Annotated in this window: 11 protein-coding genes and 1 pseudogene; 7 read left to right on the forward strand and 5 right to left on the reverse strand. The window is 60.0% G+C overall.

All coding sequences use genetic code 11. The annotated features are described in order from the left end of the window. Positions 1-1,009 precede the first annotated feature (1,009 nt). Both ACSQ2Z_RS23945 and nusG read right to left on the reverse strand, forming a co-directional pair. A complete protein-coding gene (locus tag ACSQ2Z_RS23945; RefSeq protein WP_436083707.1) occupies positions 1,010-2,620 on the reverse strand; it encodes a hypothetical protein in 1,611 nt (536 codons plus the stop codon). A gap of 243 nt (positions 2,621-2,863) precedes the next feature. Next, entirely contained in the window at positions 2,864-3,526 is a 663-nt protein-coding gene (gene nusG / locus ACSQ2Z_RS23950) for a transcription termination/antitermination protein NusG (RefSeq protein WP_436083708.1), read from the reverse strand. A 338-nt stretch (positions 3,527-3,864) separates the two neighbouring features. On the opposite strand from nusG, the gene ACSQ2Z_RS23955 reads away from it, so the two are divergent. From ACSQ2Z_RS23955 to ACSQ2Z_RS23965, 3 genes are all read left to right on the forward strand, one after another. Then, a complete protein-coding gene (locus ACSQ2Z_RS23955) occupies positions 3,865-5,058 on the forward strand; it encodes a PqqD family peptide modification chaperone (protein WP_436083709.1) in 1,194 nt (397 codons plus the stop codon). Beyond that, positions 5,058-6,056: a nucleotidyltransferase family protein gene (locus ACSQ2Z_RS23960; RefSeq protein ID WP_436083710.1), complete on the forward strand. Its 999-nt coding sequence runs from the start codon at positions 5,058-5,060 to the stop codon at positions 6,054-6,056. Before ACSQ2Z_RS23955 ends, ACSQ2Z_RS23960 begins: the two co-directional genes overlap by 1 nt. A gap of 82 nt (positions 6,057-6,138) precedes the next feature. Then, positions 6,139-6,390 (forward strand): hypothetical protein, encoded by a 252-nt coding sequence (locus ACSQ2Z_RS23965; protein ID WP_436083711.1) that lies wholly within the window; start codon positions 6,139-6,141, stop codon positions 6,388-6,390. A 408-nt stretch (positions 6,391-6,798) separates the two neighbouring features. Here ACSQ2Z_RS23965 and ACSQ2Z_RS23970 read toward each other — a convergent pair whose 3' ends face one another. Then, a complete protein-coding gene (locus ACSQ2Z_RS23970; protein ID WP_436083712.1) occupies positions 6,799-7,710 on the reverse strand; it encodes a SapC family protein in 912 nt (303 codons plus the stop codon). On the opposite strand from ACSQ2Z_RS23970, the gene ACSQ2Z_RS23975 reads away from it, so the two are divergent. The 4 genes and pseudogenes from ACSQ2Z_RS23975 (at position 7,704) to ACSQ2Z_RS23990 (ending at position 10,068) form a co-directional block, all read left to right on the forward strand. Beyond that, positions 7,704-8,336: a lysophospholipid acyltransferase family protein gene (locus ACSQ2Z_RS23975; RefSeq protein WP_436083713.1), complete on the forward strand. Its 633-nt coding sequence runs from the start codon at positions 7,704-7,706 to the stop codon at positions 8,334-8,336. The genes ACSQ2Z_RS23970 and ACSQ2Z_RS23975 overlap by 7 nt on opposite strands. Further along, positions 8,336-9,263: pseudogene (locus ACSQ2Z_RS23980) on the forward strand (phosphatidate cytidylyltransferase). Before ACSQ2Z_RS23975 ends, ACSQ2Z_RS23980 begins: the two are co-directional and overlap by 1 nt. 173 nt (positions 9,264-9,436) lie before the next feature. Continuing rightward, positions 9,437-9,685, forward strand: coding sequence for a type II toxin-antitoxin system VapB family antitoxin (locus ACSQ2Z_RS23985; protein WP_436083714.1), 249 nt, complete (start codon positions 9,437-9,439; stop codon positions 9,683-9,685). Next, entirely contained in the window at positions 9,682-10,068 is a 387-nt protein-coding gene (locus tag ACSQ2Z_RS23990) for a type II toxin-antitoxin system VapC family toxin (RefSeq protein WP_436083715.1), read from the forward strand. Before ACSQ2Z_RS23985 ends, ACSQ2Z_RS23990 begins: the two co-directional genes overlap by 4 nt. 355 nt (positions 10,069-10,423) lie before the next feature. Here the strand turns inward: ACSQ2Z_RS23990 and ACSQ2Z_RS23995 are convergent, their stop codons facing one another. Together ACSQ2Z_RS23995 and ACSQ2Z_RS24000 are read right to left on the reverse strand one after the other, a co-directional pair. Beyond that, positions 10,424-12,574, reverse strand: coding sequence for a mechanosensitive ion channel family protein (locus ACSQ2Z_RS23995; RefSeq protein ID WP_436083716.1), 2,151 nt, complete (start codon positions 12,572-12,574; stop codon positions 10,424-10,426). Between the two features lie 160 nt (positions 12,575-12,734). Next, entirely contained in the window at positions 12,735-13,097 is a 363-nt protein-coding gene (locus ACSQ2Z_RS24000; RefSeq protein WP_436083717.1) for a response regulator, read from the reverse strand. Positions 13,098-13,123: the final 26 nt, after the last annotated feature.

The raw sequence follows: 13,123 nt of genomic DNA on the forward strand, positions 1-13,123 counted from the left end.
CCGAATAACAGCAACAGGCCGAGACTTCCGATCATCAGCCAGAACGGGAGCCCGTCCGCTGCGCTCTGCAGGTCTTGAAACAACAAAGGATCGGGCAGGTACCCCGTCAGGGCCGCAAGCGCGCTACCGCCGGGATCGCCGATTTGATGAGGCAACAGCAGAGCCAAAGGTCCGGCCTGCGCGAGAGCGATGAAGATCAGAACCATACCGGCAGTCTGCCACTTTGTGAGGCTGCGTCGACGACGGCTATAGCGCGGCCTTTTCCGGCGCCATCCGGCTCGCAACAGCGCCGATCCACCGGGCTCTGCGAGGCGAGGCTCCGCGCGCAGATGGCCCGCCGGAACCACCAGTGCGGTTCCGACAAACATCGTCAAAGCCGGAGGGATGAGATCCAAGATGCCGAGCTCCGCGCCCCCGGGTTCGACACCGTCGGGAAGATAGATCCCCAAGGGCTCCGACAGCGCCTTGACTGCAACGAGAAGATCAAGAAACCGCGATTGGACGAACCAGGCAAATCCAAACAGCAGCAAGACAAAGCCCACGCCCGTGCCGAGCCGGGCGATTCGCCGCACCTGTTTATCTCCCTTGTCTTTTGCGGGCATCGCGCATGAAAATTTGGACCGGATCGGTGGCATCGAAATGATCGCCCATCAAAGCAGCAAGTATTTCGACAAAGAGCGCGAAGAGGACGTTCGAATAGACCTCAGACCTGCTGCATGGCCGCGCCTTACCTGCGCGCTGCAACACGCCAAAGTATTCTCCTCGGAACCGCCGCGAAGCAGTCGGGTCAACACATGCACGATCTTCATTTGCGAATACCTCCGCTAACCTGTGTGCCTGAGACGACGCCTCGACCGGGAGCCCGCGGGTCGAAAAAGGAAGGTCCGGATTTCAAGAATGCGCTGCAGCCCGGCTTTGCAGGGGATCATTTTCGTCCCTGAAAAGGCTAGATCGATGAGCGCGCGCGCGCTGCATCTCATGAGGCGTCTTTGCGAAGCGGCGAAGCCTTCTACAAGGAGAACCAGATCTCCTTGAAGAGCTCCCGCTTGACACTCTCAGCGCTAGCGCTGGCGTCGATGGTCCTGATGTCCTTGTCCAAGGCCCGCAGTTCGGCCATGAGTGCCAGCCGCGCGTCGAACCCCTCCCTGGTAATTTCTCCGGGCTTTCGCGCCTCGGAAACCGAATAATCGGAGACGAGATGCAGCGTCAGATGCGGCCTGCAAGAATCCATCCGCTCGTATAGCTTCTTTTCAAGCCGCGCCAGCATGCCCACGCCAGGCGCGGATGAGAGATTTGGCGGTATCATCGGCCCGTCCAGATATCCGTGCCGAAGCTTCTGTGGCCAGCGGTCGCTGATAACGATCATGCCGCGCATTGCCCATCGATGCGCACGGTTCACAACGGCGTACCGTTCGATTGCGATCAGAACTCCCCAGAGCGCCAAACCGACCGATAGTATCCTTCCCATTGCGCGGCTTTCCCGGCCCTCGGTCCGGATCATCGCCTTGAGCTCGCGCCGGCGGTAAAAAGCCAGGCGCTGCAGCCCCTTGCGCAACCGCCATCCTCTTCCCTCGCCGGTGCCGACATAAACCTGGGCGCAGCCGAACTTCCATCGAAATATCCGTGTCAGCAGGCTGACCTGCGTGCTCTTTCCCAGTCCGTCCGGAGCGACGAGCGCCACCACGACCCCGCCGGCCCAGGGCCACCGTTTTGGCGGTACGGCGCCGGGCATGACGCGACCTGCGAGCCTCAGGGCGAGATAGGAGGCCTTGCGTACGAAATGAACCGCAGCATCCGCGATACCGCTGGCTCTCGAGAAGCCGCATCTCTGCCGGAGCGAAAGCCTCAGTCTTGCAAGGTCGCCGCTGTGCACCAGAATACCGTCCTCGCTCGGCCGAATCCTGCAGCTGACGCTTCTGCCACGGCCAAATTTGTATTCAATGATGTAGGAATTCGGTTCGCCGGGGGCGGGGGACAGGCGCGCAAGTTGCTCCTTGCGACTGCCACGTATCGCCACCCAACGTTTCCACGGAAGCGTCCACAGACGGAACGCGAAGCGGGCGATCGATATCCGAACCTCGTCCTCAGGGGAGACGACGGGGATGGAAATCCCCCCAACGAATACATGCTCCCACCGCCCGACCGCCGCATGATCGAAAGCCAGGTAGCGCTTGCGAAACTCCCAGCCGACACGAATTCCGACGTGGAGGTCGAGATGGAGATAGGCACCGCATGAAAAATCGGCAACGAACCAATCCTCTCTGCCGGCGCAAACATTGTCGTAGCAAGAGAGGCTTACCCCGCGGCGACCATGCAACTCAGCCATTATCGAACAGAACATCGGGTAGTCCTGCTTATCGAGGAGCACATCCAGATCGTCGCAGCCGGCGACCGCCTCAGGCAGGCTCGCGAGATCCTGGATAATCCCGTATCTCACCCCTGCCTCATCCAGGGCGCGAAACAAGGTTGCCGCCACTGGAAACGCGGCAGCCGTATCGGCTGCGTGCAACGGCGCGATTGCGTCCGAGCCAGCTAGGTCCATACCTGGTACGTCATTCTGCTTGTCCGCCGCATCCACGGTCAGATTCCGGCGCCCAGCGATTACCTGATGTGGGTTCATATCGTGCTCCCGGGCCGCTTGCCGACCATGGCGCGCGCCGTGTTCGAAGGAGTGACGGTAATGTGCTTGTCCGGGCGGGCTTCGCTTCGCGATCTCTGCATGAAGCGCATGTGTGGCCATTTTGCCAAGGGGACGTCTACTGCGGATTTCTTCGCAAGCTGCCGCACTTAGGGTGAGTCGTGTGACTGCGCCCCCACACCAATAGAAACTATACCAAACAAGAACAATACTCTACATTAACATTCATGTTATAAGCAATTGATCCCTATCAATATACATAGGAACGGATCTATTCATAACATCAATAAGTATTCTTACTGCTCCAGACCGCCCAACATAATCCAAAGTACCAAGCTGGTCCGTAAATGGCCCATTCGTGACCCGTATCTTCTGCCCTGGCTCCAAAAGACTCTTCGGGTGCAGGAACCCCTCGTCATCGGTTGCTGACAGGAGAGTCTCAATGACGCCGAATGGAACCGGAATCGGCGCGCAATCTGTCATGACGAGCTTGCGAACGCCCACGGTGGAATTGATTGGCGACCACCTTTGCTCGCGAATATCGAATGATACGAACAGGTAACCTTCAAAATATGCGGAACAAACCGGTCTGATTTTGCGCGCATGCCGGACAGTTCGCCGTCTTTTCGGCAAATAGGTTCGGAAGTTTTGAGACGACAGGTGTCGTTCGGCCAGGACTTCGCAGTGCTGGTGCGTCTGAACCACATACCAACGTGCACTACGCGCATCCTGGCTGTCCAGCGGTTCCGCAACCGAACTTTCCATTTTTAGCATACTCAACCCTCTGAATGCAGATGGGCCGCCACAAGCAAATAAAATCAACAATTTTGCATGGCCGCGCTCATGCCCGTGAACCATCCATGTTCCGCCACCCGTTGTCGCGAACATCCATGAACATTGCACACCGAGGCGCCAGCCACCCGAGAATGTATCAGGTTCGCGGACCTGCGTGCCATCAGCACTAGAGCGTAACAGGCTGGGAGCAAGTGATTAGCAGATAGATACTTTTTGCCGATCAACCCTGCAAAAAGGCGCAGGCGCATACCACCGTAGTGGAGCGAGCTTACGACGGATTAGACGGATCGGCCCGCTGATTACAGACTTTCAAATGTGCTATTTCTCAAGCGGATTACCGGCTTTGTGAGGCCGAGTTGGGGTGCACCATGATTTTTGCCCCTCTGGCGCGGCTGCCGGCAGAGTGAAGACACGGGGTGCGGTCGGCAATTATGACGCGGGAAGGCACGGAGGAGGCCACGACGATGACCTTACTAGAAGCGAATGAAGGAGCTGTCGTGCAAGTTTCCCCTGATGGCGTGGCGGCGGGCCTCGTGACCCAGGCCCGGCTCGTGCGCATCCGTGGGCAGAACATCCTGTTCAGCCCAACCCAGCGCGCCATCTTCGCCCTTAACGACACGGCCGCCGACATCTGGCGCTCGTTGCAGGAAGGCGCTTCACCGGATGCTATCCCGCGCAGGATCATGCGCGGTCACGTTGATGCCCTCGATGCGAAAGAATACGTTCAAACCGCGCTAAGGGACTGGGAGCGCCTGGGCCTGATCCGGCCACACGCACCATCGGCCTCCGCTTCGCTTCACAAGCATGTGGTCCAAACGGTGGCCGTGGCGGACCGTCGCATCCGGATTGTCTATCCCGCGACCCATGTCTTTCCGGCAATCACCGTCTTCAGGCACCTCGAAGTCCAGCCGGAGGCCACCGACACTCTCCTGGAACTGGTCGAGCACGGGGATCGGATCCACGTGTTCCGGAATAGTGACTGGCTTCGGACCTGCTCCCCCGAGGAGATCCCCACCGTGCTGAAGGGGGAATTGCTGTCCGAAGCGCTCGAGCATGGCATCTATGAACTTGCACTCCACGCAGCCGCCCTCTCCTCAGGCGAACGCCTGATCCTGCTCTGCGGCGATCCCGGTGCAGGCAAGACGACGCTGACATTGGCCCTGGCCCAATCGGGCTTCGGCTTCGTCTCGGATGATGTGACCCTTTTGAACTGCGGCGGGCTTGGCATCGGACTTCCCTTCGCCGCCGGCGTCAAGCCCGGCGCATGGCCTCTTCTTGCCGGATACTATCCCGAGCTCGCTGCAGCACCGATCTTCAGGCGCCCCGATGGCAAGCGAGTGCGCTACATCGTGCCGAAACACTTTTCGCCGGTGTCGCAGGCCCCCCGAGCCATAGGCTGGGTGATCCTGCTTAACCGCGACCGCGGCTCCCGTCCCAGTCTGGATCCGGTCGATGCGGTCGGTGCGTTGCGCGGCTTGCTCAACGGTGCGTTTGCGCCCGGCCGAGATCTCGGCAGCACCGCCTTCGAAGTGCTGACACAGGTTATTGGATCGGCCAGGACCTGCTCCCTCACCTATTCCTCGCTGGAAGATGCGTTGGAATTGATCCGGGGAGCTTGCCGGTGATGCGTGCCGACACCGCTCTTGACGCCCTGGTCTCCGGCCTTCAGGGGCACCTCGTCGCCGATGTCGACTGGCAAGCCTTGATCGCACTGGCGAACCACACGCTGCTCACGCCCGCCCTATTCTCCTCGCTCGCCCAATCGGGCCAGATCGAGCGGCTGCCAGGCGACGTGCGCGATTATCTTGCCTTTATCGATGACTGCAATCGGAACCGGAACCTGAGCTTGAGGGCACAGTTGATCGAGACCGTCGCCGCGTTCAACAGCCGAGGGATCGTTCCGATTCTGCTCAAGGGAGCCGTTCCGCTCTTTGTTTCCCCGCCCGGCCGGTTGCCCAGCAGGATGACGAGCGATCTCGATATCGCCGTGGAAGCGGGCGAGGAGGCTGCCGCCAAGGCCTGCCTCGAAGAGCTTGGCTATCGTGAGGTGCCGGACGTTCGTGGCATGGCGCGTCTGCAGGATGCGGGCATCCTGGAACTCCGGCCGTATCGGCCGGACGGATTCGGATGCCCCCAGCCCGTCCAACGGGATGGCCTTCGGGTGAAGATTCCTTCCCTTGAGGCCCGCGCAATGCACTGGATCATGCATGACCTCCTCAAGGAAGGAGATTACTGGCGCGGAAGAATCGATCTGCGGCACCTGCACGATCTGGCACAACTCGCCGAAAGCGAACAGTTGGATTGGGCGGCGCTGCGCACGGCAATGCCAAACAAAACCACCCGGAATGCGCTCGACACCCAACTGCTGACCTTGCACCATTTCTTTGGGACGAAGATTCCGGCAGACGCCGCAGGGCGCCCGATGCCCCGCCTCCAGCACTGGAGGCGCATCTATACGGTCAGGCATCCTGTCTCCGGCGCTCCGCTACGCCTCGCCGGCAACCTGGCATGGGGCCTCAGCCGGCTCACACGTTCCCTTGAGCTGGCGCGTCGCAACCCGATCGAACTGGTGCGTCGCGCAGGCCTCATCCTTTCGAATGGGGGGCTACGCTCAAAGATTTAGGGATCAAATCTAAGGTCTGGATGGTTCCTACACGGACAGGATCTATGCTGTTCATAAGAGTGTTGCCAAAGGAGCCAGGGCAATGGAGAAGAGAAACGACTCAGAAATGGTCCCTGAGGGACTGGAAACTGAAGCGCAGGCTCGAAGAGATTTTCTCAAGAAGGCCGGGCGTTTTGCCGTTGTAACACCTCCGACGATTACCCTCCTCCTTGGTACGAGCCTGAGTTCGCGCGCCATTGCCAAGTCCAATGGCACACGTCCCGGCTGGGGTTTTGGGGACAAGAACCATACCCACAACGGACCTCCGGGTCTCTGGAAGCGGTTCGGCGGCTGATCGGTGGTCCTTCGCCTCACACTCAGTTTTTGATCATCTTCTTCCACGACTTGGTGTCCACCTATTTTGGTGGACACCTTATGCGTCAGCTTACTCAAGAGAAGACGGCGCGGGGAATTTCGCGCTTGGCGTTGATTTTCCTTGGACCCCGCTCTTTCTGAGCGTGATCTTCCTTTTTCACCCAACGCTCTCGGATAGGTCGCCAGCGGTGGCGGGCTCGTGCTGATCGTCCTGACATTGGCAAACCGTTGCGTTCCCGGACACCCGCCTCGGCCCATTGGCCGGGAAGCCGAGGCGCCGGGGCAGAATGCCGAGGCGGTTCAGGTTCTCGGAATGCGCGAGGCTGCCGTTTGTGATGGTCTCCCGATCCGAGCATCGCTATTTCGTCTCCGGCCGGTGGCAATCTGTTCACGGCCTCCGAGGCCGATCCCACCCCGCAGCGCTTGCAATTGGCACAGGCGCCGACAACCTCGAGCCTGCCGGGCGGCCTCGTCCCTGAACGAGACCTATCGCGACTGGAGCGTGTCCTGCGCGCAGCAGGGAACGGCCAAGCGCTGCGTCATGTCGCAAGCGCAGGCCCAGAAAAACGGCCAGCGCGTTGTCGTTGGCATTGCTGTCTACGCGTCTAAGCGCTGACACTGCAACGACTGCAACGCCGGTAAGGCGGAGTTTTTTGGCCATCATGCAGCCTCCTTCGTTTCGCTGGTGCGACGCGTATGAAGATTGAGGAGATCCTGCCAGTTCTGAGACCAGATGCAGCGCCACCAGATCCAGCCAGCCCTTGGCGTGCCATTCGGCGACGCGCGTGGCGGGCAGACCCCGGAATTTCTGCTCATCCACCGACATGAATCCATCCAGCGTGTAGCGGCTGCCATCGGGGAGCTGCATCTGGGCATGGTTGGCGGTCAGCAGGCCGGCGCCCGCCAGCGCGTCCACGAACGCCTGCGTCTTCAGATGATCCTGATGATAGGCATTGCAAAAAGCCATCGCCCCGCTCGCGACAGCGGTCGGCGTGCCCCGATCGTCGAACAGTGTATCGGCAGGATTGCTGTCGGTTGCCATGCTCACGAAGCGGTCACTTGCGCTGTCGATCGCCAGCAACTGCGCTGCCTTGTCCGGTGTCTCGGTGACGATGAAGGGATAGCGCCGTACATAGGCGGGCACATATCGCCCCAGTTTCCAGGCGCCATCGGCCTCGACAAATAGGTTCTCGCCTTCCTTAACGCCCAGCACAGCGAGCGGTGCACGATCATTGCCGGCGGAGAAAACGGTCGGATAGTGGCGCTGAGCGATGGCGAACTCACCGGCGCACAATGGCATCGCTTGCCGGTGCCTGTCTGGCGGGCCTCGCGCGCGCTGTCACCGGCGTCATTCCGATCTGGCTGGGTACAAAGCCGTCGCAAAACCAGAGGATCTATTTCGCCAATCACGCCAGCCATGGCGACTTCATCCTGCTTGCCTCCTGCCTCGAACCCGTGGAACGCGCGCGCACGCGCGCCGTCGCCGGCGCCGACTACTGGCGCAGCAACCTAGTACGCCGCGTCATGGCGGAAGACCTACTGCGCACCGTTCTTGTCGAGCGAAATTGGGTAGAGCGGACGCAGCACCCACTGGAAATCATGCTGAGGGCACTGGATGACGGCCATTCGCTGATCTTTTTTCCCGAAGGCACCCGCAACATGGGCGATGAACCACTTCTGCGCTTTCGCTCCGGTCTTTACAATCTCGCCGTCGCCCGTCCAGGCGTGGAACTCGTGCCGTGCTGGATCGAAAACATGCCGCGGGTTCTTCCGAAGGGAATGATCCTGCCGGTGCCCCTGCTCTGCCGGGTAATTTTTGGTACGCCGATCGCCGTTGAACCGGGAGAAGATCGCAATGCTTTCCTCCACCGCGCCCAACAGGCGCTTCTCGATCTCAAGTCAACGACCGATGGGGGGCAGCGCTGATGGCCGATATTTACAAGCTATTCTTCGGATTGATTGCCGTCCTTACCGCCGCCAGCCTGATAGCGGGCATCCTCACCTGGCGCAGCAGCAAGCCGCTTTCCTCGTCCCTGGTCAATCTCAACGCCCGTATCCGCGCCTGGTGGGTCATGTTCGCCGCAATTGCGCTCGCTTTCGTCTTTGACAAAGGAGGCGTCATTGTCCTTTTCGCGCTGATTTCCTTTGCGGCGCTGCGCGAATATGTGACGCTCACCTACACACGGCGCGGCGATTATTGGGTGCTGATCGGCATGTTCCTGGTCGCCATCCCGCTGCAATATTATCTGGTCTGGATCGACTGGTACGGTCTTTATTCGATCTTCATCCCGGTCTACTGTTTCCTCGCCATGCCGGCCCTGGCGGCGCTGTGGGGTGACACATCGCGTTTCCTGGAACGGATTTCCGAGCAGCAATGGGGCCTGATGCTGTCGGTCTATTGCGTCAGCCACGTCCCGGCGCTGGTCACGCTGGAAATCCCCGGCAACAATGGCCGGGGACTCCTTCTGATCGCGTTCCTCATCGCCACCGTGCAGGGCAGCGACGTGCTGCAATATATTTTCGGAAAACTGTTCGGCAAACACCGTATTTCGCCCAATGTCTCGCCCTCGAAGACATGGGAAGGCTTGGTCGGCGGTATCGGCAGCGCCTCTCTGCTTGGCGCCTCGCTCTCTGGCTGACGCCGTTTTCACCGCTCGAGGCCGGTGTACTGGCCTGCATCGCCTGCATCATGGGTTTTCTCGGCGGGCTCGTCGCATCCGCCATCAAACGCGACCGGGGCGTCAAAGACTGGGGACACATGATCGAGGGCAATGGTGGCATGCTCGACCGCGCAGACAGCCTCGTCTTCGCCGCCCCGTTTTCTTCCACATCGTTCGCTATGCGTGGACGTGATTACTACTGGACCCCGTGTCCAACATATTCGCCTGGTTTCGATGCAAAACTCTTCAGTGACCCTCGCGTGCCATTGTTCTGCGATGTCGCACGTTTTTGATGCTTGTAAACACGTAAATTCATATATAGAATTCTAGAAAATCTGATGTATCTCTAGATCGGAACTAGCGCATATGAGCCTCAGCATCAAGGATCCGGAAGCCCATCGGCTGGCGCAGGCGATTTCCCACGCCACAGGAGAAAGCATGACCCGCGTCGTAACCGAGGCATTGCGCGAGCGCCTTGCTAAAATCGAACTGCGAAAGGGCAAGGCAAGCGTCGAGGAACTCCTGGCGATCGCCGACCGTGCCGCGGCGCATGTCAAACGCCCTTATGTCGATCATGCCGACTTTCTCTATGACGAGAACGGCATCCCCAAATGATTGTCGACACCTCCGCACTCGTCGCAGTCCTTTACCGGGAGCCCGAAGCGGCAAGCTTTGTCGAATATATCCACGACGCCGAAACCACCCGGATCAGCGTCGCCAACTATGTTGAATTGTCCATGGTCGTGGAAAGCCAGCTCGGACCTGACGGCATGCGCCAGGCAGAAGCTTTCTTCCGGCGCGCCGGCATCGTGGTCGAACCGGTCACCATCGAACATGGCGAACTGGCGCGTCAGGCTTTTCTCGACTTCGGCAAGGGGCGGCACAAAGCCGGCCTCAATTTCGGCGATTGCTTTGCCTACGCCCTTGCAAAAGCGTTTCACGAACCCTTGCTGTTCAAGGGCAATGACTTCTCTCAAACCGATGTCCAGGCGGCCTGAAGGTCCGATTTCGGATTTGGCCTTGGCTTCGGTAAGCAGCTCGTTTCCGCAGACGCAGCACGAATGGGTTAGCATTTCTGGTTTCGGCAGACCTTTGGGCGATAGGGCCGCCTGTAAGTCCCCTCCCGAAATCTGATCTGCTGTTTCCGTTGTTGCTCACTCAGTTGCGCTGAGGGCCCTTGAGACCTCTTGGTTTCAAAGCGTCTTACTAAATGATATGGCCGGATGTCGTTTTTGACTGCCACGCCGTTCTCATTTGGTCGACGACAATCCCAACAATGGAGCCGTCAGGCGGTTATCGGGCGGCGTCTCAAACAACCGCTGAAACCGTTGCGGGAACTTTGCGGCGCTTCTTTCAAGCCCCCTCGCCTCCCGCTTCTCCCAGCTTCTTCTGGTCCATCGCAGCTTTCACGGTTGCAGCCGCTGCCGCCGCCGCAGATGGATCGCCGCCGGCGACCTGGACCGTCGGCGAGGCGAAGACGACGCCGTTCTGGACGAAGACTTCACGGATCATCATGTAGGCGCGCCGGCGGATCATCGTCTGATAGCCCGGCTTGGTCATCATGGCGAAGCTCAGATTGATGCCGTAGTCGCCGAACTGCTCCACGCCCTTCATCTTGACGGTTTCGATGATGAACGGTCCGAACTCCTCTTCCGCTAGCAGGGCCACGCCCACGCCCTTGACCATTTTCCGGACCTTGTTGATGTCGGTGTTATAGCCGACCGAGATCGTGAATTTATCGATCACCCAGTCGCGGCTCATGTTCTCGATGGCGCCGAGCTCGCCAAAGGGCACGGTGAAGATGGGGCCGCGATGGTGGCGAAGCTTGACCGAGCGGATACTGAAAGATTCCACCGTCCCCTTGTAGCTGCCGGCCTGAATATATTCGCCGACCCGAAAGGCGTCGTCCATCATGTAGAAGACGCCGCTGATCACATCCTTGACCAGCGCCTGCGAGCCGAAACCGATCGCTACGCCGAAGATGCCAGCGCCCGCAATCAGCGGACCTATCTGCACACCGAGGCCGGACAGCACCATCATGGCGGCAATCAGCGCAATGGCGATCGCCAGCATGGTCCGCAGAATCGGCAACAACGTCAGGAGGCGGGCGTTTCGAGCTTTGTGGGCATCGTCACTGGTGGCGATCCGTGCGTGCTCAACCGTTCGGTTGATGACCGCTTTGGCGATCTGCCAAAGAATATCGGCGACAAGCAGAATGATCGCGCCACCCAAAACACCTTGTATAAGGCGATCCGTCATCGCTTCGCCGGTGAACATCGAGGTATGTTTGTTGACGAGGAAGGCGAGCCAGGCGATGGCGAGCGCAATGATCCCGGCCCGTGCGCCGCGTTCGACAAGAACCTCGAACACCGGATTGCCGCCTTGGGGGGCGTCGAGCTTGGCAGCGAAGGCATTTCGCGCCGTGGCGGTCGTCGTCTGCAAAAGACCGGGCAGGATCAGGGCGTAAATGCCGAGCCACAGAATGACGATCACGCCTGCAACCCACAGACCCCACAACAGGCAGAGAAAGGCCGTCAGTGCCCATTCCATCGCGCCGCGGCCCCGGGCCAGGGCCGCAGGGCGATTCCAGACGGTTTCGATGCCAACCAGCAGCAGGCCGAGGCCAAGCAGATAGACGACCACGCCTCGCACCGCAGGAAGAATATGAAGCGCCGTCATCACGCCGGCAAGCGCCCAGCCTGCAAAAAGGATGCAGGAGAACCAGACGATGCGTTTGTACCAGAAGGCGCCCGCGGCGGGATCGATCGCCGCAAGTCCCAGCGGGGCCCCCGGGCCCTCAGCGGACGGCGGGCCGACCAACAGCAACCGGGCAATACGGATCACGAAGCGGCATGCGATGACGCCAAGCAGCAAGGGCAGCATAATGGCGTCCAGAAGCGGCGGCCATGTCATCGCCATGAACAGCCCGAGGCTCGCAAAGCTGAACGCCACCAGTGGTGCCAGCACGGCAAAAAGATGATGGCCGACCCGGTATAGCGGCTTGACGCCCGTCCCATCGTCCAGTGTCAGCGCCGCGCGCGCCCGGCTGCGGCTGGCGATGCGGTGGAACAGCCATTCCGCCCCGAGACCGATCAGGATCAGCGTTAGGAAAAGCACAAACACGCCGAATGGGCCATGGCCGTTGATCTCGGCGGCGATCTTGCTACCGGCGCGCATGAATTCGGATGAAACCTGCGGGACGGCTTGCCCGATATCGCGCAAGTGTTGGCGGATCCTGTTGCCCCAGGCGCTGAACGTCGCCGCAGACATGTCCGCGGCGGGTTCTGCCGCTGGCGAGGCCGGCGCCGTCGCGCTCTTGCTCAGCAAGGCGCGGACTTCCGGGTCATCGAGCAGCTTGATCAGCTGATCGATCTTCTGCTCGGATACAGGAGTGGGCGTCTGTCCGAAAACGGGCTGGCCGCCATAGACCGCGGCAACAGCCATGACAACCACGATCAGCCACAGCCGCGACAAAACCGGCCGGATATTGCACGCCTTCCTCATACGCCGCCCCAATCCGTACCGCCCCATATGCACTTTCATGCAATTCAGTAAGTTAGAGCATCGCCGATGCACTTTGTCACCTGTCTGTGGCAACCAGGACGAGACACATCAGTTTTGATCATTAGCTGATTTCGCGACAAATATTATGCCGTCCGGCATTTCAACCTGTCGTCACAAACGCGATGGCAGCCGCCAGCGTCTCGCTGGAATACGGCTTGGCGACCAGCTCGATACCCGGTCCTGCCTTTATGCCTTCTCCCTCGCTGTGGCCGGTCACGAAGATTGCCGGCAATCCCGCAACCATCGCCTTTGCCCGGTCAGCCAGCAAGGGCCCCGACATGTCGGGCAGCCCGATATCGGTGACGAGAATATCGATCGAACGCTCCGACAGGATCGCCAGCGCCGTCCTCGCGTCCGCCGCATCGAAGACCGTATGGCCTTGATCTTCAAGCAGATCGATCGTGCCTGAGCGTATCAGCCAATCGTCTTCGCAGATCAGGATCGTGTACTTGGCTCCGGTCACAGCGCCACGCTCCTCTTCGACAAACG

Origin of the sequence: Pararhizobium sp. LjRoot235, from assembly GCF_964254145.1 — a bacterium.
Taxonomy (GTDB): domain Bacteria; phylum Pseudomonadota; class Alphaproteobacteria; order Rhizobiales; family Rhizobiaceae; genus Pararhizobium.

What these genes read in the sequence shown, in the direction of transcription:
- ACSQ2Z_RS23945 (WP_436083707.1), bottom strand. Translation starts at nt 2,620, where the DNA reads ATGAACCCACATCAGGTAATCGCTGGGCGCCGGAATCTGACCGTGGAT.
- nusG (WP_436083708.1), bottom strand. Translation starts at nt 3,526, where the DNA reads ATGTTCGCGACAACGGGTGGCGGAACATGGATGGTTCACGGGCATGAG.
- ACSQ2Z_RS23955 (WP_436083709.1), top strand. Translation starts at nt 3,865, where the DNA reads ATGACGCGGGAAGGCACGGAGGAGGCCACGACGATGACCTTACTAGAA.
- ACSQ2Z_RS23960 (WP_436083710.1), top strand. Translation starts at nt 5,058, where the DNA reads ATGCGTGCCGACACCGCTCTTGACGCCCTGGTCTCCGGCCTTCAGGGG.
- ACSQ2Z_RS23965 (WP_436083711.1), top strand. Translation starts at nt 6,139, where the DNA reads ATGGAGAAGAGAAACGACTCAGAAATGGTCCCTGAGGGACTGGAAACT.
- ACSQ2Z_RS23975 (WP_436083713.1), top strand. Translation starts at nt 7,704, where the DNA reads ATGGCATCGCTTGCCGGTGCCTGTCTGGCGGGCCTCGCGCGCGCTGTC.
- ACSQ2Z_RS23970 (WP_436083712.1), bottom strand. Translation starts at nt 7,710, where the DNA reads ATGCCATTGTGCGCCGGTGAGTTCGCCATCGCTCAGCGCCACTATCCG.
- ACSQ2Z_RS23985 (WP_436083714.1), top strand. Translation starts at nt 9,437, where the DNA reads ATGAGCCTCAGCATCAAGGATCCGGAAGCCCATCGGCTGGCGCAGGCG.
- ACSQ2Z_RS23990 (WP_436083715.1), top strand. Translation starts at nt 9,682, where the DNA reads ATGATTGTCGACACCTCCGCACTCGTCGCAGTCCTTTACCGGGAGCCC.
- ACSQ2Z_RS23995 (WP_436083716.1), bottom strand. Translation starts at nt 12,574, where the DNA reads ATGAGGAAGGCGTGCAATATCCGGCCGGTTTTGTCGCGGCTGTGGCTG.